Here is an 18,117-nt window from a genome sequence, read left to right on the forward strand (position 1 = left end):
AAAGTCCTGCAGGTCGCAATCTGCGGGCGTCAAAGGCTCGAGACATTCCGTCACGCCACCTCCAACAGGGATGGTTGATGGCCTTGCCGCTGGGCGCGCTCGATTCGGGCGCGGGCAATTTCGATGTAGTCGGACTCGCGCTCGATGCCGATGAATCGCAAGCCTTCTTGCATGCATGCTTTACCGGTTGAGCCGGATCCCATGTAGGGGTCAAGCACCACGCCGCCGGCTGGCGTGACCAAGCGGCAGAGATAGGCCATCAGCTCAGTGGGCTTCACCGTCGGGTGGTGGTTACCTTTGCGCTCGCCGTTGGCAATCAGGTTCTCGGCGTCACGTAACGTCGAACCTTTCTTGAATTGAGGCCCAGGATCGGACATGCCTTCATTTCGGTCTTGGCGACTTGCCTTAGCGCAGTAGAAGAATCTGGCGGCACTCCCACTATCCAGACGCCGCATGCCTGGCTTCATGCTAAATCCGACGGCGCCGGAGTTCTCGCTGTGTGCGCTCGGCTCATCGCCGCGCCCGCGGCGCAATGCCCCGTAGACGTTTTGAGTCTTGCGTGCCTCAGAGTTGGTGCTTGCGTCGGCGAGTTGCCCTGGCGCCGTCGGAAAGGCCGCCAACACTTCGTCGCTTCCGTCATGGATCAGATTGGCTGGCCATCGGCCTTCCACCGGGCGAGCCTCGCCTTCTCCTAGTCGGTAGTTCCGCCCACCAGATTGAGTAGGGTCATCGCTGCCGCCGCGACTGCCGCCCCAGCCGACAGCATCTGTTCCAATCCGGCAACCATCAATATTCAGCGCACCAGTGCCCCACTCTGCCCAGTTCTCCGCGACAGTGCCTATCAGCGGCTTGCGGGCAACGACGATAGGTTCCCATGCGGGTTTCAGTGCCGTGCCACCCCACCGGCCGTTGTGCGACTTCGGGAAACCCGAACCGAACACCCAGCCGATCTGGTCCCGCACTTCGAAGCCTGCATCTTCAATGTTGACAACGCCACGGTGGTAGGTGCGCGTACCAAAGAAGGACAGCAAGTAGCCGCCCGGCTTGAGGACTCGTATGCATTCACGCCATACTTCCATCGGTGGAACCGCGCTATCCCATTTCATGCCCATGAAGCCGCCGCGGGCAGCGCCAGCCTGGGCGCGGCCCGCCGGGCTACTCTTTCCGGCCGCACTGGGCCCGCCGCCGTTGTTAGTGAGTCCGTACGGGGGATCGGTGACGATTGAGTCAACGCTGTTATCGGCCATGGAGCCCAACACCTCGAGGCAATCGCCCTGATGAATCTCAAAGTGCGTCAAGCTGCCTCCACACACGAATCACACTTAAGTCGCCAGCCAGTGAAGGCTCCGACGGGTTTTTCCTTCTTGCAAGCAATGCAGGTACTTGTGAGACGAGGCTCCTCTGGCTGTCGGTCTTCGGGCCTGATCCAATTCGGCTGGCCACCAGGGAAATAGGGATAGGGACAGCCCTGGCAGCCAATGGACTGGCAGATGCCCAGGTTCTCGCAACATTTGCTCATGCCCTGCTCCTTAAAGTCCGACATGAGGGAGGCCTCTCGCGGCGAAGTGCCGCAGGGCATTGAGATCCGCGATGCTGATCACGCGGTAGTCCTGACCGATCACGCGCAGACCCATGGCCGCGATGAACATGGCCATCCGCTCGATGTCTTCGCTCTTCATCCGCGAGATCGTGGATTCAGATACGTTCATCTTGTCGGCCACACGGGCCTGGCCAAACTCTGCAAGGGAGTTGCGCAGGATGGTTTCGATCTTGCGTGCGCTTTCACGCAAGTCGGGAGAGACTTCAGACATGGGGATTTCAACCAAGTCAGGTAGTGGAGGCCTGCCCTTGTGCGGGGCTGAACTCGATCAGCAGGCGCAAGTCAGCTGGAGTTGGGAAAGATCGCCCATCCTTCAACCACGAGCAGAGGGCATTCACCACTGCTCCCTCGTCCTCACAGCCGACGGCCTGGAAGTAGACGTTCATTGCCTCGTCGAGGGTGAAGGGTCGGCGGCCGTATATCTCGGTGCACACGGCAAGCAGAAATTTCGCCCTCGATTTGGGCATCTTCAGGAAAGGGATAGGTTTCATGGCAACGAATTTCAAAGATCACTCCACGGCGGACATCGAGTCCGCAGTTGGGCAGGCGCTGGAGGCTCTGTTTGGTGCACCGGTGAGCGTGAACATCAGCACCCTCGACCATCGCCCCACCAATACGGCTGCGGCCTGGATGTCGGGCTCACAGTGGGCGGTGGATTTGCAGATGCGGGTTGCGGACAACCCTCCCCAAGACGAGGATTGAGATGGCCTCGCCTTCTGAGCAGCACGCCCCCTCCCCTTTATGGCGGCCAAGGGCGCCTTTCTAGAATGAGGGTTCCACCAACCACTCGTAGGAAGGGCCCCAGCCATGAACGAAGACATCCGGCACCTGACGGAAGCGTTGCAGTACAACCTGGAACTCGTGCGCTCACTCTCCGACCGGTTGGAGATGCTGGAAGGCAACGTAGAGGAGAACGCGGCACAGAGGATGGCCGTCATGCTTCTGCTCCGGGCCGTAATGCTGAGTTCGCCGGATCGGGATCAGATTGCTGCTCTGGCAGAGCGGATGGCTGCCCAGATGCAGGCTCAGCCCGGCATCCTGGTGGACGGTGGCAAGAGCACATTCCAGCGCATGAAGGGGCACTTGGACTGGATGCTCGGCGCGGACAAGGCCCCGGGCGGATAGCCTCCACTTCCGGGGATCGCATCGCCTGGAATGCAGCGTCCACATTGCGCCGAGTCGCTTCAGCGCGCATCAAGGCGCCAATTTCCCATGCAGTGCGGGCTACAGAGACTTCAGCCCACGCTCTAGCGAGCTGTTCCGCCCCAGAAGTAAGCTGCCGCTTGGCAGCCTCCACCCCACCCGCGGGAGTCTTAGGCGGGCGCGGAGGAGACGCCATCTCCGGTGCACCTTCTTCGGGTTCGGGTGGCAGCTCATACCCCGCCGCCATCATTAAGGCGTCCGCTTCTACCCGAGTGGAACTGATGACCCGACATCCACTCTCGATGCGACGCGCGGCCATCAGAGCTTGGGCCAGACTTACAAGGCGGGACCAATCATCGGCGTGCAGTCGCCCTTCCTTGGATGCCGTCTTCAAAATTCGAAGCGCTCGCCGCTCTTGCGACTTGTCTGCCGCCTGCGTCGAACGTGGCGCGTCTGGGGCTGGGGACGTGGAATTAACTTGCTTCCTCGTCAGCCATGCCCAGACGCGACCGAGCATGCCAGTTGGAGGGCGCCCGGCAGAATCGAGAATCCCGAGATGCTTACCCAAGCGCGCCATCGCTTGTTTCTTGGGGTCCTCATCCATGGGCCACCTCCCCTGCTTGGGAGGGTTCTTTGGTGGCGAGAGGCGGAAGCGCTCGCTCTCCCCGATCAATGGCTGCGAAATAGTCAAACAACGGTTGAATAGTCCGCACACCAGGGTTGCCGCGGTCGCCATAGACTATTTTTCGAGGCAGTGTCTTTGCAACGCCAGCATCCGCTGCAATTGCCTCCCAGCGAGAGGGACCCGCCGATCTCAGTCGCTCGATGAGAGGAGAAAGAATGCTATTCATAGGCTAGCATTCTTCCCCATTTATGGGTAAACGTCAACCCGTATATGGTCCTTCGATGGCGTCACAATCCCGTTTATGGGTTTCTATGTCTGATTCGTTGCTCCACCTATTCGTGAGTAACCTCAAGGCCTTCGGAATAAAGAAGGGCTTGGGGTCCGCGCCTGCGCTGGCGAAAGCCACAAAAGGCGGTGTGGGCAAGTCGACCGTTGGCCGCTATTTTGCGAATGACGGCAATCCATCCCTCGATCACATTGAGGCCCTGGCCACCGCAGTCGGTGTCGCCCCCTGGGAGCTGTTGCGACCACCTGGGATGGATGACCGCCGCCTTTCAGTGGAGCAAGCCTTAAGCCTGGTGATTGCCACTATTGCGCAGTTGCCTCAGCCGGCAAGGAAAGCTCTTTCAGAGGATCTGGGGTTGCTGGCAGTTGCCCCCGGCGATGCGGAAACGCGTGCACGTGTACTTCAGGCCATGGGGGTACAAGATGCATCGGGGGGAGGCAATCTGCTAGGGAAAGAGGCAGCTTGAAGTTGATTTCGATTGGACAACCCCGATTGCAACCATATGCCAAAAGTGACACGAAGTTAATACTTGTAACTAAGGATTTCCACCAATCGAGCGCTTGAGCCAGTTCGCCCTATGATGCTGAGACGACCATCCCGTGTGAGGAGGGAACTTGCGCCATATAGCCCGTTTGATTTCGGTCCGCGTCGCCACGCGCTCGACAGTTAAATATGCTTCGCTCTGGATGTTGACCGCATCCTTGATGTGCGGCACTCATAGCGCGGGCGCCTTCAATATCAAATGCAGTCTTGGGGCGAAGTGCGTTGAAAGTCAGGGCGCATCCATTCCTTCGGAACAGGTCCTGGAGATGATGGAGTACTGCGACGATTTCACTCGCGGAGGAGTCGGACGAACCATGTTGCGCCTATCTCTCCATGAGATATTGCAAAGCTCCGCAGGCAATCACCTGCATCCGATCTACTCAGCCTACTACGCGTTTGAACAACTTCGAGATAGTCCGTTGGCATTCAAGCGGCGCCCGAATGTCGAGGATACGGATTACAACGAGATCGCCAAATCATGCGCGCACCTATCCGCCGACTTTGAAAAATGGGTTCGCTAGCATCAATCAAGCGGAGATGGTGATGCGAGGAATTTCACTGCTCCTAGTCCTCTTGTTTTCTTGCGCCACAGCGCATGCGCAAGCCCACAAGTGCAAGGGCCCTGATGGGCGATTCACTTACAGCGACAAGCCGTGTGTTACAGGCTCCTCCGGTGGGGTTATCCAACTTCGGGAGAACAGCATCGACACCAGCATGGATTGGGAGCGACAGGAGCGGTATATCCGTCAAAGGCACGAAGAAGAGTCCACGAGGGGCCGCCCATTGAGACCTATGGTTACGCGAGGCGAGCCTGCCGCAAGCGGCGAACAGACTTATGAATGCAAGCAGGCGATCAAGAATGCTTCAGTCCACTCCGGCGCAGCCAAAGCCCGAGACATTGATGATCAACGCGCTAAAGCAGCCAGCATCTGCGGCTACAACCCTTGGCCTGGACCCAGCATGACGGAGACCGATGCCTATAACAAGCGCACCCAAGCTTTGGAAAAGCAAAATAACGCCGACAAATGGAACATCTGCACTGAAGCCGGAGGATTTGCTAACTGCCGCTAAGAGATGAAACCCGCAGGCCTCCTCGCCGTGGATTTGAAGAATACCCCTCGCCGCGCACGCTGGTGGGCCATGGATGCCGGTCGCCAAGCTCATTGCTACCGTGAACCAGATGTTGCCACCTTCACCAAACAACATCGGTTTCATTGGCGGGATCCGTACGCGGCCGCATGATGATGTCGGCGTCAGGCCTTATATAAAAAGAGGAACATCGGTCATGAGTCTGGATCCTGCCGTCATCAACGGCTTGTTCGCCTTGGGCGGCGTGCTTGCGGGCGCGATTCCTGCGGTCGTTGCGGCGTGCTTTAAAGAGCGATCCGAAAGTCGACGCCATCTTCGCGACCAGGCACTTAAGGTCGCCCTTGAGGCTTGGCGCGTTCGCCTTGAGCGCCAAATGGCAGTACAGCCACTGGAGCATCAGGTCATCTACTCCACATTGCTGGCCCAGCTTGCTTCCGAAAACCGCCTCACGCCAGATCGGGTCAAGGCAAGGCTGAACGATATCTCCGCCATCGTCGACGTCATGGCCAAGCATTCCGCCAGCAAGGTTGCGAGAAGTTAGAGTCAGCCCGCGCAACACGTCACAACTCCACCCGATAGCGATTGAGCTCCTCTTTGCAGCCCTTATAGGCTTGTGCGACGGACACGCCTACATCGCATCCAGATGCACTGCCCACTCCAGCCTTGAGCGCAGCGATCCGCGGCAGTATTAGCTTCAACATTCCGTGCTCCTAGCCCCGCCCCAGTGGCGGGTTTCTTTTTGGCCTCTGCGTGGCGAGATGCCTCGAACTGGGCTGGCCGCGTGATCGTGGATTGGCAAATTCTACACGCTCTCCCCATTTATGGGTTGACATAATCCCATATGTGGGGATAATTCATCCCAACAACACACCCAGCAAGCACGAGACGAACCGAGTGCGAGGCAGGCTGAGAAGTCCCGGGGGCTACCGGGCGCTGGGGTTGAGCATCCGTCTGAATGGCGGCTCTGCTTGGCGGTGTTGATGGGGCTCCTGTCATCGCGCCGCTGCCCGTCATGACCATTCAAAAGTTGTAGCCGATGTTGCTTGAGTGACCCGCTCATTCGTCCGGCAAATGGAGCCCCATGGGTAACGGGGTATCGCTGTCAGTCCGGGCAGTGTCAGTCCGCCAAAGCGCGGTACACGACTACGAACAGGTGAGGGGTAGACGCCCAAGACAAGTAATGGTCATGCCGCTTGGAATCGCGGCGAGCCCTTCTCACGAGGGGCGAAACAAAAGGGTCACGGGTGGCCCTTTTGCTTTTCTGGAGCCATGTATGACCCAAACCATTGAGGACCAAATCGCTGAACTGGCCATGAAACGCGAAGTGAACAAGCAACTGCTCTTCGAGAAGGTGGCGCTTCGGCTTCGACGCAAAGAACTCTTCTTCGTGCACGGCGAGCCCACCAGCTTGCAAGACCGGATTGCGCTCGACTCGGAGATTGCGACCCTGGAAGCCGATCGCCAGCGCTCGAAGGTCCAGATGCTGCAATTGAAGAAGCAAGCCCGCGAGGCCGATCGGCAGCGAGAACAAAATGCCGCAGCTTGAACATTTGGACGAAATCGCTCAGGAGGCATGGAACGGGGACTGCAGGCGGACAGGCGCCCTCTCCAAGGGCGAGCTGCTGTATGTCGCCCTGGCATCTGGGCGAATGCGTGAACTGGCTCCCGGCGACTCCATTGCCTATGCGGTGGATCGGGTCGGGCCGGAATGGATGGCGCACATGCTGGAAGTGTGGCGGTCTGCCGCGCAGCCGGACTGAAGGAGCAAGACATGGCAATCACAGCAGGCTTCGGTCTCCAAATGGATCTGAAGCGCGGAACTATGCGCCGCTGGTATTCGAAGTTGGACGGGGTGAAGCGGTGGGCCGATAACGATCAGCCATGCGAGCCACCCTGTGATCGCGGCGCCTGCAAGGACTTCTCGCCCGGCCCCTGCGACAACCCAGATTGCGCGGCCCGCGCCGCCATCAACAACGCCAATGGCCAGTAAGGAGAGAAAGATGGATCGATACGCAGCAGAGAACGCTCGCGAAAAGATTGCGGGTTACATGATTTCTAAGCACCCATCGGAATCACCAGATGCGTACTTTGAGCGCGCGAAAGACGAATGCCTGAAGCACATGCGGATTGACATTGAAAATGTTGCTGCGATGGACTTCGCGCAGTTCATTGCAGCCGCAAAGCACAAAAACACCGCACTCGCGGCAGAAGCTGACTAACCCCACCGCCCTGCCGTAGCAGGGCCAAAAGAGCAGCGGCAATACACGATACGCCAGCATGAGCCGAGTGGTTCAGTCCGCAGGCAAGCAACAGTGCATTCTCATTCGTGTGACCACCCCGGGAGAGCAGCGGGGACCATCAAAGAAAAGGCTGGATGACTTCATCCTTCAAGACGGCCTCAAAATGTCCACGAGGGATGCGGAGTCGCGCAGCACGTCAGCTTCTGCGCCGATTGCTGCTCGTAAGGCAGTCGTCCGACCTCGGCGACGTTAAAGGCCGAGGATCATCAAGAGCAGGGACTGTGAAGCGCAGTGGCGGCGGCCCTGATGGACTCCGGTCTAGCCGGACAAATTCGCGGCAGTCTCTGCCCTTGATGGTGAATGCGCTGAAGAAGCGTGGCGCGTTGTCATGGAACCGGCGCCGACTGGAACTAGGCCGCCATGCGCGGCTGCTATGAAAAATCCCGCGCGGCCCTGACCGCCATCACCCTTTCACGCCGGGCCTGGGAATACCTCCTCCTCCCTTCCCTCCTCCTTTCCCCAGGCATGCCGCTTCGGTGGCACCGGCACTTTATTCACAACCGCCCTCCCCCCGAGGGCATTTTTGTCTCTGGAAGCACTATGGACATCACTATCAATCTTGACCTCCCGAGCATCCTCAGCCAAGCGGTGAGCGCGGAGCGCGTCCAGCCGCTCTTGGATAAAGCCATTGGCGAGGCGATCAAGGACGCCATCAACAGTGCGACCGGATACAGAAGCGAGTTTCGCAAGCAGATCGAGGCGCAGTTGACCGAAGGATTGCCGCACGGCCTGGAGCTCGATGACATGGCGAAATTCCAGCAAGTACTCAACCAAGCCCTGACGAGCGCCGTGCACGGAAGCAACGCTGCAGCCATCAACGTAGCGCTGGCGAAGGCAGTTCAGGATGTCATGCCCGACACGCCCGCCGTCATGAAGCTGTCCGAACTGTTGCAGGCTGCCCGCGACGGCTTCAACCGCGAGGACGGCGGCGCGTTTTACGCACTCTATGAGAAGAGCGAATACGGCGGCAGCCACTTGTATCTCGACAGCAACCCCAGCCCGGGGCGTGGCTATGGCGTGGGCAACGGGAAGTACTCCGCGCACTATTCGCTGGACGTCAACGGCGATGGCGACGTCTACGCCCTCAAGATGCAGGACAAGCAAATCACGCCCGCATCCCGCCCCACTGTGATCAGCCGTTTCGACTCCATCCTTATGGCTATGTACGTGGGCCGCACCCGCCTTGAGGTGGACATGGACCCCGACGAAGTTGAAAGCGCTGCGGGCGAGCAGTACGACTGAGGGCGGGTATGGCCAAGCGCTTTCGTTGGACCCGGGAGACATACCGCAGAGCGCATCATGAAGCGCGTATCTACGACGGCATCGGCTTCATGTACCACGATGAGCCGCCAATCGTGAGGCGGTACCGCGAACTCTGGGAGCAACACCCCCAGAAGGATGACCCCCTCTTGAGTCACATCTCCTGGCGCCGACCACCGGCGGACGGAATCCCCTTCTAAACCCGGCCCTCCACGCGAGGGCCTTTTCTTTGGAGAACCTGATGGAAAACATAGAAAAGCCGCCGGCCCAAAAGGGGCCCAGCGAAGAAGAGCTTATCGCGGCCGACATCGCTTACCCAGCGATCCGGGAAGCCCGAGTGCGCCAGCAGTATGAGCGCGACCTGTCCGCACAACAGCAATATTTGGCGTCCACCGGACGCCTGGAGGGATGGAGATGATTCGAGATCTGAAACCCGGCACTGTGACAACTCACATCGCGCTCTGGGGCATCGTCATCGCATTTACGCTGCTCCTGGCCGTAGTCGGCCCGGCCATTGATCGCGGCCCCACGGATAGCCAAGCCGATGGCGCCATCGCCCTTGAGAAAGCAACAGCCATCAAAGATGCCAAGGCTAGCTTTGACGATGCCCGCGTCGAGGAATGGGTGCGAGCGGCCAAGGAAGCAAATCCAAACCTGACAGAGGAGCAGTTGAGCCGAGTGCGCGCGGCCGCCATGTATCTCGAAGGTACGCGGCGATGAAATGGACTCCCCTACTCTTTCAGACTCCAATGGTTCGCGGATTGTTGGCAGAAGCAAAGACCCAGACCCGGCGCGAGGTGAAGTGGCTGGACTTGGACCAGGGCCTGAGTCTCCAATTTTCGGGGCTCAGCACATCAACGACGCCGCAAGGGTGGGTACTGGAGTCCCCGAGCAGCACCTCACACGAATGGCGATCAGCGCCGACGCCCTGTCCCTATGGCGGGCCCGGAGATCGCCTGTGGGTGAAGGAGACATTCATCGCCTGGGGACGCTGGGAAACCCGCTTCTCCGCCAAGAAGGGCCGCGACGAGTGGCACTTCGTGGACATGACACACGAGGGCGGCCACGAGTATGCCTACGCTGCAGATGGCCGCAGCCTTGCGCCCTACACGCGGACCGCCGGAACAATTCCTTGCTGGTGGAAACGCCCCGCCATCTTCATGCCGCGTGCGGCCAGCCGCATCACGCGCGAAATCACCAGCGTGCGCCTGGAGCGAATCCAAGCCATCAGCGAAGCCGACGCAATCGCCGAAGGCATTGAGCGCCAGGGCGGCGGTTGGCGGAACTACCTGGATGCCAATGCTGGGGTGTGCTTCCGCAGCCCCGTGAACAGCTTCCGGTCACTGTGGGAAAGCATCAACGGCCCAGACTCATGGGATGCAAATCCATGGGTTTGGGCGCTCACTTTAAAGAGGTTGCTATGAGCGCAGTCCTGGAAGAACGGCCACAAACCACTCTGCCGGCGGTGCACGCGGAAACATCGGCGCTGATCCAAGCCATCATCGGCGCCGCACACGATCCAACGGTGGACATCGGAAAGATGGAGCGCCTGCTGGATATGCACGAGCGAATCTCTTCGCGGGATGCCGAGCAGCACTTCAATGCCGCGATGGTGGCCGCGCAGGCCGGCATGGGCCGAATTGCCGCCGATTCTACGAACCCGCAGACCAGGAGCCAGTACGCATCCTATGCGCAACTTGACCGGCACTTGCGGCCGATCTACACCGCGCATGGGTTCTCGCTCAGTTTCGATGAGGGCGAAGGTGCTCCCGAAAACTACGTCCGGGTGCTGTGCTACGTGTCCCATGCCGCGGGGCACACCCGTACCTACCACTGCGACATCCCAGCCGACGGGAAAGGCGCAAAGGGCGGCGATGTGATGACCAAGACCCACGCGGTGGGATCCGGCAAGAGCTACGGCAAACGGTATCTCTTGAAGGACATCTTCAACGTCGCAGTCGGCGAGGATGACGACGACGGGAACGGCGCTGCCGGCGTCCACCCACAAGCAGCCGAAGTCCTCGACGCATTCAACAAGCTGATGAAGCGCATCCCCAGTGCGGCCACTGACGCCGCGGCGCTGGGACTTTGGCGCGAGGGGGCGAACATTCTTGGTGAGTTCGAAGACCACCGGAACCTTTACGACAAGTTCAAGGATGCCGTCGCCCTGCGTCGAATGGAGCTCAAGCGATGATCGTGCTCAGCTATCCGCAGGAAGTCGAGACTGGCTGCACGCCCGATGCGGCGTGGCCACGGCCTCGCGGTTCACCGATGCCCGCCAGAAAGTCGGCGCATTGTCTGGGCAGCAACTGGCCTACGTGAACGCGATTCGTTCAGGTCTTCCGGAACTGGAAGCCCGGGATATGGCCGGCTACAAGGCAAAACCCACCTCCGGAGCGATTGCCAAGGCCATCCAAGGCCAGGCAACCGAAGAGCCGGGAGCCGACGCGATCAAGTACGCATGGCTGATTGCCATGGAGACGATCAGCCGGGAGCCGCTGGACGAAACATTCGTCACCTACGCCATGCGCCGCGGGCGAGAACTGGAGCCCCGCGCACGGATGGTCTACGAGCGGCGCACAGGCGCCCTGGTGGAAGAAGTCAGCTTGATCCTGACTGACGATGAGCGGTTTGGCTACAGCGCCGACGGCTTTGTGGACGATGACGGGCTGGTTGAAATCAAGTGCCCACTGGCCTGTGACAAGCTGGGCCAGGTCTGGGAAAGCCCCGAAACTGCCCATCTGGAATACATCGACCAGATCAACGGAGGCCTCTGGATCACCGGGCGCCTGTGGTGCGATCTGATCGTCTATTGCCCCTGGCTGGAGGCAGTGGGCAAAGATCTGTTCGTCAAGCGGATCTACCGCGACGACAACGCGATAGAGGCGCTGGAATCCGATCTGGTTGGCTTCATGCGCCTGGTGGATCGGTGCCTGGAAATCCTGCGCCGGCCCACAAAGATGACCGGGCGGCCTAAAGATGAGGCTGTCGACGTCTTGCCGATCGTGCCCGCCGCTTCTGTGCCAACACCAGGGTACCGCACTGTACCCACCGCTACGCAGCCCAAGCCCGCGGCCGTACCCAAGGCGACCCCAGCCGCCGCCCTCCTCCCTGATCTTTTCTAAGGAAAAACCGTGACCGAAACCATGGAAACAACGGCCGTCGCAGTGCCGAACCCCGCGAGTGACGTGACCGCCAAGCGCCTGAGCATCAAAGAAACCGTGCTCGCGCAATTCATTGAGGCCGAAATCGAAGTGCTGGCCATCGTCAACAAGTACCGAAACGTGGCCTACGCCGTGACCACACCCAAAGGGATGAAGGAAGCCATCGCGGCCCGGGCAGACCTACGGGACAACGGCCGCCTGATGATCACCAAGACGGCCGCTCGCGTGAAAACCGAAGTGAACGAACTCAAGCGCGTGATGGACGGCGAGGTGGAGCGGATTGTGGGGCTCATTAAACCCCATGAAGATGCAGTTGACGCCCAGATCAAGGTCGAGGAGCAGCGTAAAGCCGAGGACAAGGCCGAACGTGAGCGCAAGGAAGCCGAGCGCACCAACAAGCACCGCGAGAACTTGGAAAAGCTCAAATCCTATGTGGAGCGCGCCCAGGGACAACCGATTGACCTGGTGGAGCGCGCGATTGAAACCATTGCCGCTCTGGAGATAGGCGCCGAGTGGGAGGAATTCCAGGCAGCAGCGGCAGCCGAAAAGCAGGCCACCTTGACCGCGCTCAGGAACATGGTTGCCAACGAAAAGCAGCGGCTGGACAACGAGCGCCTGCAAAGGGAGCTTGCTGAAGCGAAAGCACTGCTGGCGGCGCAGTCCCCCACGGCAGATGCAGCACCTCATCCTGAGGTAGCGCCCGGCGCTCAAGATCAGGCCATGCCGGAATCAGACATCAGCACATCGCAACCGAAAGAGTCCTCTTCTGCAGCATTGCAGACTGAAAAATGGAACCGTGATCTCCAGAACCAGGAGCAAGGCCAGGCTCGCGTGGCGCGCTACATCTCGAGTCCGGTATACACCTCCAACCCGGTTGTGCGAGTCGGGCGCCTAAATCCAACGACGCAAGCATCCGATGCGCGAGATTCGGCCGCCGATAGCCCGCAGCGAATTGTGCAAGAACTGGAAATTGCGCCGGTGGCTGCAACAACCACCCCAGCGGCCGCGCCGATCGATGACGGTGCCCGAATCAACCTGGGCGGTATCAAGAAGTGGATTGCGCCCCTGGACATTGATGCCGTCGGCCTAGGGCAACTCGGATTCACCCACGTTGCAACCGAGAAAGCTTCCAAGCTCTACCGCATGTGCGACCTGCCGGCGATTCGTGCGGCCATGGTGAAGCATCTCGAAGCGCTGCCACTGCCGATCGCCCAACAAGAGGAGACACCCACCAAGTAGCAATCCCCCTGACCCTCATCCTTCAACAGGCCCGCCCCCTCGCGGGCCATTTTTATGGAACCTCCTGTGAATGCCCTGAAAAACCCAACCAAGAAGGTCGACCGCAAACCCTTCACCGAATTCTTCAAGTTACTGGAATTCGGCAATTTGGAGGCGGAAGCCACCGACGCGCTGAATGACATGGTGCACGCTTGCACCGAGACCGGCAAAACCGGAGAACTCACCATCAAGATCAAACTCAAGCCGATCGGTGGCAAGGCCGGCCAGGTGGAGCTTGATTCCGACGTGAAGGTCAAGCTGCCGCAGCCGGTGCGCAGCAAAACCCTCATGTTCGCCACGCCGGACAACAACCTGCAGCGCGAGAACCCGCGTCAGCAAACCCTCGATGGCCTTAAAACCCCCGCCCAGGAAGCAGAGGAACAGCACACGCTCCGCACGGCGCCAAAGACGGATGAGAAAGGAACTGACAAGACTCTGCGCAGCGCCATTCACTAATCCTCCCTCTTAACCGTCCAACCAGGAGAACATACCCATGGACCTAAATGAATCGCAACTCGAATGCATTGGCAAGGACGCCTTAGCCGCATCTCACCAGGAAACCCGCTTCGTCGGAAATCTCGGCATTCCGGCCTTGATCCTCCCTGAGGGCTTCAGTGTCCACACGCTGGAGCGCACACTTATCTCTCCTCCCCGAAAGATAGGGACGACTGTGTTGAACGACGCTGCCTCGTTTGTGTCCGTGGTCATCGATCAGATGAGCGAAAGCACCCGCCTCTTCAGCACGATCAATCCGCCAACCTTTACCGCCGTATTCAATCATCACGCGGCTGGCGGCGGCTGGGGAGATCACCGGGCCCAATACAACGCTCCCATTTCCCCGGAATGGAAAGCTTGGACCGCGATCGACGGGAAAAAAATGAGCCAGGTGGAAATCGCCCAGTTCATCGAGAACAATCTGGTGGACGTGGTCGAGCCGGATGGCGCAACGCTGCTCGAAATCTGTCGGACACTGGAAGCTAAGAAGAAGGTGAACTTCGCCAGCGCCATCCGCCTCTCCGACGGCTCGCACCAATTTACCTACGAGGAGGACGTTCAGGGTAGCGCTCAAAAAGGGCAACTCATGGTGCCCGAGGAGTTCGCCATTGGTATTCCCGTGTTCGAGAACGGCGAGAAGTGGCGATTGAATGTCCGCCTCCGTTACCGCATCGCCGACGGCGGTAGCCTGACCATGTGGCTTGAGCTCATCCGACCGCACAAAGTTATAGAGGAGGCTGTGAAGGAGCTCAGGGAGGCAATCGCTGTCCAGACTGGGCTTTCGATTCTGAACGGAACGCCCAACAATAATATGGTCTGCAAGATGTAACGACTACTCCACTAGCCCGCCTTCTGCGGGCTATCGGAGTCAACCTTGGCTCGAGGACTACTCGGAGTGGACCGCATGATCTCGAATTGTGTAGTCACCAGATTCGCATAAGTTTTGAAATCTCCTCTGGTGAACCGGATGTAGACATCAATATTCCCCCGATGCTCGGGCAATGTGAACACAGTCTCACGCTCCTGCATAACCTGAGACAACTCAACCGAAGCGAGTCGGATTTTGTGAACGGCATACGCCCATTTCGGGCTTAGATACTCGAATTGAATCGAACTCGCCTCGGGTATCAGTTCGTTGATTACCCTCTGTCTCAAGCGCAAGATGCCAGCGTCCATCCCTTCAAACGAGAGTAAGAGCCTGCCGAACTGCTCAGCTCTCTCAGCGAACGCCAGGGCTCTTGCGGCGGCGGATTTCTCCCGCCGCCCCTGCTCAAGAGCTTGCTGCCACCGAACTGCAGCGGCTGAAGCCACTATTGCAAGTACTGTGCCAATGACTTGCGCCCAGCTAGCCCACTCGCTTCTGGTCATGCAGATCGTCCACCAAGAGTCGCGATCTCCAAGGAAGCAGTACTCCGGTGAAGAAAGGGCCGCCTTGACAGCAGCCGCTATTCGATCAATCAACTGAATCTGATCCATTGCCCCTCCTCGTTCTGAAGCAAATCGTATCTCACCCGGCCCGCCTCTCGCGCGGGCTTTTTGTTTGCCATGGCCGCCTACTACAACGAGTTCGATCCATATGCGGCTCAGTGGCTGCGCAACCTTATCGCCGCGGGACATATAGCCCCTGGTGACGTGGACGAAAGGAGCATTGAGGATGTTCACCCAAACGACTTGCGAGGCTACACACAGTGTCACTTCTTCGCTGGCATCGGAGTGTGGAGTTACGCCCTTCGGCGCGCAGGCTGGCCCGACGATAGACCTGTTTGGACCGGTTCCTGTCCTTGCCAACCTTTCAGCCAGGCAGGCGAAGGAGTTGGGTTTGATGACGAGCGGCACCTATGGCCGCACTTCCACTGGCTCATCCAAGAGTGCCGCCCTCCAGTCATCCTTGGAGAGCAGGTTGCGAGCAAAGACGCGGATCCTTGGATCGACCTTGTACAAGATGACATGGAAGCCCTGGATTACGCCTTCGGGGCGGTCCCGTTCCCGTCTGCGGGCGTCGGTGCTCCGCACATCCGAGACCGGACGTACTGGGTGGCCCACGCCCACGACGCGCGACTGGCGCGACGGCAGCAACTGCGAGAACGTGGATCCCAACGGGCTGCTGGGGCGCGTCGCGTGGCTGGCCGGTTGGCCCACCACCACCAGCACGGATGCCTTGCGCCATCCCTCGATCGAGGCAACTACCCCGAACATCACGCTGAACCATGCAGCGAACCTGGCGGGCTGGCCGACTCCCACGGCATCGCTTGCGACGAAGGGCGTTCGCTCGCAGGAGGGCGCGATCAAGGAAGCGATGCGGTCGCACGGCCCGGACCTGGCGGCGATGGTTTCACTCGCCTCGAACTGCCCGGCCCGATTAACGGCCTCTGGCGTGCTGCTGACTGGCTCCTGTGCAGGGATGGAAAGTGGCGGCCAGTTGAACCCGGCACATTCCCGCTGGTTGATGGGCCTGCCGGTCGTCTGGGACGAAGCGGCGCCGATTGGCACTCCCCCGCAGGCCCGGAAGGGTTCGGTCACCGCGCAGGCCGACTCAAAGGGTACGGCAACGCGATCAACGCGGAAGCGGCCATCGCCTTCATCGAAGCAGTGATGGAGTGCATGCCTGCACAAACACCGGCCCCTCAGAGGGCCGTTTCTATTTCTGGAGCGACAAATTGACCACCCCCACACCCCAAGACTCTGCCCTGAAGCCCTGCCCTTTTTGCGCAGGCGCGGAAATATTCATTGAGCCTGACGAGCGCGGCAGTGGTGGGCAATGGGTTGGCCCTGTTCACGTCGGCTGTAAAGCTTGCGGTTGTCAATTGTGCGCCGATGATGAAAGCAAGGCGGTAGCGTGGTGGAACCGTCGCGCTCCGCAGTCTGGCTGGATTAGTGTGGATGAACGGCTGCCACCTTGCGACGGCGAAATCATGTTCATAGGAGAGAACGAGGCTGGCTATGTCGCTTGCTTCAATCGCTTCACCGAGGACGGCTATTGCTTTCACGACAGCGCAGAGTCAGAAATCTGCGTGATGAGCGGCCTGCGCGCGTGGAAGCGAGTTGACCTCCCCCTCCTCCATCAACCAAGGGAGAGAGCACCAATGGCTGATCTAACCAAGTGCAAGCACGGTGAACTCGGCTGCGGTCAACTGTACGACTGCGGACTGTGCGCCCGAGAGGCGCGGGCCAGAGCGTTCCGCCGTCTCACGCCTGAGCAGAAGGCATATGACCGCTACGTGGATCCGGCTGGCGCCTATCACACCGATTTCGATTCGGGCTGCTCTTGCCATATCTGCGCACCGTGTGATTTCTGCGTGAGTAAATCTGACGAGGAACCCCAATCATGATCCATCTAGGCGACCTAACCATTGAACAAATGGAGAGCCGTTCAGGCGTGGCCTTTCCGGAAGAGCTACAGATCGGAGTGCAACCATGAACACCAATACCAATGCCGCCCCGCTGGCTGAGGCATTTGACTCTGCGCAGGCCGCGCTGATGCACTGCCCCGACCGAGCATCTATTGCTCACATCCTGGATGTGTTGCGCGCCCGAGTTGATGCAGCCATATCCACCGCAGTACAGCCGCCAGCAGGATGGGCGATTGTTCCTGTGGAGCCTACCCATGCGCAGGCCAAAGCCGCCGCCGATGCATGGCTCGACTGCGGCAGCCGTCTCGTCTTGAACAAAGCTCATGCCGCTGTCAGAGCCGGGATAGCAGCCGCTCCCAAGGCAGACAAGGTAGAGCCGCCACCAGTCGATCCATTGGATGCACTGCGTTGGGGCGCCAACGTGGCGGAAACTCTCCTTAGCATTGGACGTGCAATCGGATTTGGCCGGGCTCAACAAATACTCGGCGAGCAGTGGGAGGCCGAGCACGATTGCGCGCCCAGAGGTCGAATGGGCGTGACGGTGAAGGATGCGCCCAAGGCAGAGCCAGTGCAGCAGCCTGACCTTCAGGCCCGCATCGCCGAACTGGAAGCGAACCTGAAGCGTGCCACGTCAGCTTTGCAGCAGCCTGAGCGAGTGCCGCTGACCGATGAGGCTATCGACGAAGCCATCCAACGGCACGTTGACCCGGTGGCGACCTATAAGAAGCTGCATAAGTTTGCCCGAGCTATTGAGGCTGCCGCCCACGGCATCCAGCCAGCACACAAGGAGCAGCCAGATGAGTAGCCTGCCTGAGTTTGGAACCGCACCTATTCGATGCGGGAGAACCCGCTGCTCCTGGCGCGGCCTGGAAACCGACCTCAAAAAGGTGCCAGGCGAGATTGCCGGAGTGCGTTGCACGCAAAGCACTTGCCCCAGATGTGGCTGCGACAGCTATTCATTCATGACGGCCGGGGAAATCGCCG

The 18,117-nt window shown here is 59.6% G+C and carries 26 protein-coding genes and 1 pseudogene; 23 read left to right on the forward strand and 4 right to left on the reverse strand.

All coding sequences use genetic code 11. The features are described from left to right. Positions 1–50: 50 nt before the first annotated feature. The 3 genes from WJU18_RS17485 to WJU18_RS17495 form a co-directional block, all read right to left on the reverse strand. Positions 51–1,247, reverse strand: coding sequence for a DNA-methyltransferase (locus WJU18_RS17485; protein ID WP_423454302.1), 1,197 nt, complete (start codon positions 1,245–1,247; stop codon positions 51–53). Positions 1,248–1,529: 282 nt separating this feature from the next. Next, on the reverse strand, positions 1,530–1,811 hold the full coding sequence (locus WJU18_RS17490; RefSeq protein WP_423454304.1) for a CII family transcriptional regulator: 282 nt from the start codon (positions 1,809–1,811) through the stop codon (positions 1,530–1,532). A 16-nt stretch (positions 1,812–1,827) separates the two neighbouring features. Next, positions 1,828–2,091, reverse strand: coding sequence for a hypothetical protein (locus WJU18_RS17495; RefSeq protein ID WP_423454306.1), 264 nt, complete (start codon positions 2,089–2,091; stop codon positions 1,828–1,830). On the opposite strand from WJU18_RS17495, the gene WJU18_RS17500 reads away from it, so the two are divergent. From WJU18_RS17500 to WJU18_RS17595, 20 genes and pseudogenes are all read left to right on the forward strand, one after another. Continuing rightward, positions 2,090–2,302, forward strand: coding sequence for a hypothetical protein (locus tag WJU18_RS17500; protein WP_423454308.1), 213 nt, complete (start codon positions 2,090–2,092; stop codon positions 2,300–2,302). The two genes, WJU18_RS17495 and WJU18_RS17500, sit on opposite strands and share 2 nt — an antisense overlap. 105 nt (positions 2,303–2,407) lie before the next feature. Further along, entirely contained in the window at positions 2,408–2,725 is a 318-nt protein-coding gene (locus WJU18_RS17505) for a hypothetical protein (RefSeq protein WP_423454309.1), read from the forward strand. A gap of 954 nt (positions 2,726–3,679) precedes the next feature. After that, positions 3,680–4,120 carry a helix-turn-helix domain-containing protein gene (locus tag WJU18_RS17510; RefSeq protein ID WP_423454310.1) on the forward strand — a complete coding sequence of 147 codons (441 nt, stop codon included), beginning with the start codon at positions 3,680–3,682 and terminating at the stop codon, positions 4,118–4,120. A 148-nt stretch (positions 4,121–4,268) separates the two neighbouring features. Next, a complete protein-coding gene (locus WJU18_RS17515; protein ID WP_423454312.1) occupies positions 4,269–4,718 on the forward strand; it encodes a hypothetical protein in 450 nt (149 codons plus the stop codon). Between the two features lie 22 nt (positions 4,719–4,740). Continuing rightward, positions 4,741–4,878 (forward strand): annotated as a pseudogene (locus WJU18_RS17520) (DUF4124 domain-containing protein); the annotation flags it as partial. A gap of 111 nt (positions 4,879–4,989) precedes the next feature. Beyond that, on the forward strand, positions 4,990–5,268 hold the full coding sequence (locus tag WJU18_RS17525) for a hypothetical protein (RefSeq protein ID WP_423461141.1): 279 nt from the start codon (positions 4,990–4,992) through the stop codon (positions 5,266–5,268). Positions 5,269–5,341: 73 nt separating this feature from the next. After that, positions 5,342–5,827 carry a hypothetical protein gene (locus WJU18_RS17530; protein ID WP_423454313.1) on the forward strand — a complete coding sequence of 162 codons (486 nt, stop codon included), beginning with the start codon at positions 5,342–5,344 and terminating at the stop codon, positions 5,825–5,827. Positions 5,828–6,559: 732 nt separating this feature from the next. After that, positions 6,560–6,832: a hypothetical protein gene (locus WJU18_RS17535; protein WP_423454315.1), complete on the forward strand. Its 273-nt coding sequence runs from the start codon at positions 6,560–6,562 to the stop codon at positions 6,830–6,832. Further along, on the forward strand, positions 6,819–7,046 hold the full coding sequence (locus WJU18_RS17540) for a hypothetical protein (RefSeq protein WP_423454317.1): 228 nt from the start codon (positions 6,819–6,821) through the stop codon (positions 7,044–7,046). Before WJU18_RS17535 ends, WJU18_RS17540 begins: the two co-directional genes overlap by 14 nt. A gap of 11 nt (positions 7,047–7,057) precedes the next feature. Next, positions 7,058–7,276 carry a hypothetical protein gene (locus WJU18_RS17545; protein WP_423454319.1) on the forward strand — a complete coding sequence of 73 codons (219 nt, stop codon included), beginning with the start codon at positions 7,058–7,060 and terminating at the stop codon, positions 7,274–7,276. Between the two features lie 10 nt (positions 7,277–7,286). Further along, positions 7,287–7,505: a hypothetical protein gene (locus WJU18_RS17550; protein WP_423454320.1), complete on the forward strand. Its 219-nt coding sequence runs from the start codon at positions 7,287–7,289 to the stop codon at positions 7,503–7,505. A 441-nt stretch (positions 7,506–7,946) separates the two neighbouring features. Next, positions 7,947–8,828, forward strand: coding sequence for a hypothetical protein (locus tag WJU18_RS17555; protein ID WP_423454322.1), 882 nt, complete (start codon positions 7,947–7,949; stop codon positions 8,826–8,828). A 259-nt stretch (positions 8,829–9,087) separates the two neighbouring features. Then, positions 9,088–9,264: a hypothetical protein gene (locus WJU18_RS17560; protein ID WP_423454323.1), complete on the forward strand. Its 177-nt coding sequence runs from the start codon at positions 9,088–9,090 to the stop codon at positions 9,262–9,264. After that, complete coding sequence (locus WJU18_RS17565; protein WP_423454325.1) at positions 9,261–9,566, forward strand: hypothetical protein; 306 nt, start codon at positions 9,261–9,263, stop codon at positions 9,564–9,566. The genes WJU18_RS17560 and WJU18_RS17565 overlap by 4 nt, the downstream gene beginning before the upstream one ends. Before the next feature lie 242 nt (positions 9,567–9,808). After that, the gene (locus tag WJU18_RS17570) at positions 9,809–10,270 is read left to right on the forward strand and encodes a hypothetical protein (RefSeq protein WP_423454327.1); all 462 of its coding nucleotides are present in this window, start codon (positions 9,809–9,811) and stop codon (positions 10,268–10,270) included. Further along, the gene (locus WJU18_RS17575; RefSeq protein ID WP_423454329.1) at positions 10,267–11,040 is read left to right on the forward strand and encodes an ERF family protein; all 774 of its coding nucleotides are present in this window, start codon (positions 10,267–10,269) and stop codon (positions 11,038–11,040) included. Before WJU18_RS17570 ends, WJU18_RS17575 begins: the two co-directional genes overlap by 4 nt. Next, on the forward strand, positions 11,003–11,971 hold the full coding sequence (locus tag WJU18_RS17580; protein WP_423454331.1) for a lambda exonuclease family protein: 969 nt from the start codon (positions 11,003–11,005) through the stop codon (positions 11,969–11,971). The genes WJU18_RS17575 and WJU18_RS17580 overlap by 38 nt, the downstream gene beginning before the upstream one ends. A 63-nt stretch (positions 11,972–12,034) precedes the next feature. Then, the gene (locus WJU18_RS17585; protein ID WP_423454333.1) at positions 12,035–13,249 is read left to right on the forward strand and encodes a hypothetical protein; all 1,215 of its coding nucleotides are present in this window, start codon (positions 12,035–12,037) and stop codon (positions 13,247–13,249) included. A gap of 66 nt (positions 13,250–13,315) precedes the next feature. After that, positions 13,316–13,744, forward strand: coding sequence for a hypothetical protein (locus WJU18_RS17590; RefSeq protein WP_423454335.1), 429 nt, complete (start codon positions 13,316–13,318; stop codon positions 13,742–13,744). Between the two features lie 37 nt (positions 13,745–13,781). Then, complete coding sequence (locus WJU18_RS17595; RefSeq protein ID WP_423454337.1) at positions 13,782–14,612, forward strand: DUF2303 family protein; 831 nt, start codon at positions 13,782–13,784, stop codon at positions 14,610–14,612. Positions 14,613–14,623: 11 nt separating this feature from the next. Here WJU18_RS17595 and WJU18_RS17600 read toward each other — a convergent pair whose 3' ends face one another. Further along, positions 14,624–15,259: a hypothetical protein gene (locus WJU18_RS17600; protein ID WP_423454338.1), complete on the reverse strand. Its 636-nt coding sequence runs from the start codon at positions 15,257–15,259 to the stop codon at positions 14,624–14,626. Between the two features lie 69 nt (positions 15,260–15,328). On the opposite strand from WJU18_RS17600, the gene WJU18_RS17605 reads away from it, so the two are divergent. The 3 genes from WJU18_RS17605 (at position 15,329) to WJU18_RS17615 (ending at position 17,938) form a co-directional block, all read left to right on the forward strand. Next, complete coding sequence (locus tag WJU18_RS17605) at positions 15,329–16,444, forward strand: DNA cytosine methyltransferase (protein ID WP_423454339.1); 1,116 nt, start codon at positions 15,329–15,331, stop codon at positions 16,442–16,444. Beyond that, a complete protein-coding gene (locus WJU18_RS17610; protein ID WP_423454340.1) occupies positions 16,441–17,112 on the forward strand; it encodes a Lar family restriction alleviation protein in 672 nt (223 codons plus the stop codon). Before WJU18_RS17605 ends, WJU18_RS17610 begins: the two co-directional genes overlap by 4 nt. 85 nt (positions 17,113–17,197) lie before the next feature. Continuing rightward, entirely contained in the window at positions 17,198–17,938 is a 741-nt protein-coding gene (locus tag WJU18_RS17615; RefSeq protein ID WP_423454342.1) for a hypothetical protein, read from the forward strand. The last annotated feature ends 179 nt before the right edge of the window (positions 17,939–18,117 follow it).

Source organism: Ottowia sp. VDI28 (assembly GCF_049532675.1).
GTDB lineage: Bacteria > Pseudomonadota > Gammaproteobacteria > Burkholderiales > Burkholderiaceae_C > Ottowia.

Excerpts from the sequence above, each read along its gene's own strand:
- WJU18_RS17550 (WP_423454320.1), top strand. The coding sequence starts at position 7,287 with ATGGATCGATACGCAGCAGAGAACGCTCGCGAAAAGATTGCGGGTTAC.
- WJU18_RS17485 (WP_423454302.1), bottom strand. The coding sequence starts at position 1,247 with ATGGCCGATAACAGCGTTGACTCAATCGTCACCGATCCCCCGTACGGA.
- WJU18_RS17510 (WP_423454310.1), top strand. The coding sequence starts at position 3,680 with ATGTCTGATTCGTTGCTCCACCTATTCGTGAGTAACCTCAAGGCCTTC.
- WJU18_RS17605 (WP_423454339.1), top strand. The coding sequence starts at position 15,329 with ATGGCCGCCTACTACAACGAGTTCGATCCATATGCGGCTCAGTGGCTG.
- WJU18_RS17595 (WP_423454337.1), top strand. The coding sequence starts at position 13,782 with ATGGACCTAAATGAATCGCAACTCGAATGCATTGGCAAGGACGCCTTA.
- WJU18_RS17530 (WP_423454313.1), top strand. The coding sequence starts at position 5,342 with ATGCCGGTCGCCAAGCTCATTGCTACCGTGAACCAGATGTTGCCACCT.
- WJU18_RS17540 (WP_423454317.1), top strand. The coding sequence starts at position 6,819 with ATGCCGCAGCTTGAACATTTGGACGAAATCGCTCAGGAGGCATGGAAC.
- WJU18_RS17555 (WP_423454322.1), top strand. The coding sequence starts at position 7,947 with ATGCGCGGCTGCTATGAAAAATCCCGCGCGGCCCTGACCGCCATCACC.
- WJU18_RS17615 (WP_423454342.1), top strand. The coding sequence starts at position 17,198 with ATGAACACCAATACCAATGCCGCCCCGCTGGCTGAGGCATTTGACTCT.
- WJU18_RS17565 (WP_423454325.1), top strand. The coding sequence starts at position 9,261 with ATGATTCGAGATCTGAAACCCGGCACTGTGACAACTCACATCGCGCTC.
- WJU18_RS17580 (WP_423454331.1), top strand. The coding sequence starts at position 11,003 with ATGCCGTCGCCCTGCGTCGAATGGAGCTCAAGCGATGATCGTGCTCAG.
- WJU18_RS17575 (WP_423454329.1), top strand. The coding sequence starts at position 10,267 with ATGAGCGCAGTCCTGGAAGAACGGCCACAAACCACTCTGCCGGCGGTG.
- WJU18_RS17545 (WP_423454319.1), top strand. The coding sequence starts at position 7,058 with ATGGCAATCACAGCAGGCTTCGGTCTCCAAATGGATCTGAAGCGCGGA.
- WJU18_RS17490 (WP_423454304.1), bottom strand. The coding sequence starts at position 1,811 with ATGTCTGAAGTCTCTCCCGACTTGCGTGAAAGCGCACGCAAGATCGAA.
- WJU18_RS17600 (WP_423454338.1), bottom strand. The coding sequence starts at position 15,259 with ATGGATCAGATTCAGTTGATTGATCGAATAGCGGCTGCTGTCAAGGCG.
- WJU18_RS17505 (WP_423454309.1), top strand. The coding sequence starts at position 2,408 with ATGAACGAAGACATCCGGCACCTGACGGAAGCGTTGCAGTACAACCTG.
- WJU18_RS17560 (WP_423454323.1), top strand. The coding sequence starts at position 9,088 with ATGGAAAACATAGAAAAGCCGCCGGCCCAAAAGGGGCCCAGCGAAGAA.
- WJU18_RS17500 (WP_423454308.1), top strand. The coding sequence starts at position 2,090 with ATGGCAACGAATTTCAAAGATCACTCCACGGCGGACATCGAGTCCGCA.
- WJU18_RS17535 (WP_423454315.1), top strand. The coding sequence starts at position 6,560 with ATGACCCAAACCATTGAGGACCAAATCGCTGAACTGGCCATGAAACGC.
- WJU18_RS17525 (WP_423461141.1), top strand. The coding sequence starts at position 4,990 with ATGGTTACGCGAGGCGAGCCTGCCGCAAGCGGCGAACAGACTTATGAA.
- WJU18_RS17495 (WP_423454306.1), bottom strand. The coding sequence starts at position 2,091 with ATGAAACCTATCCCTTTCCTGAAGATGCCCAAATCGAGGGCGAAATTT.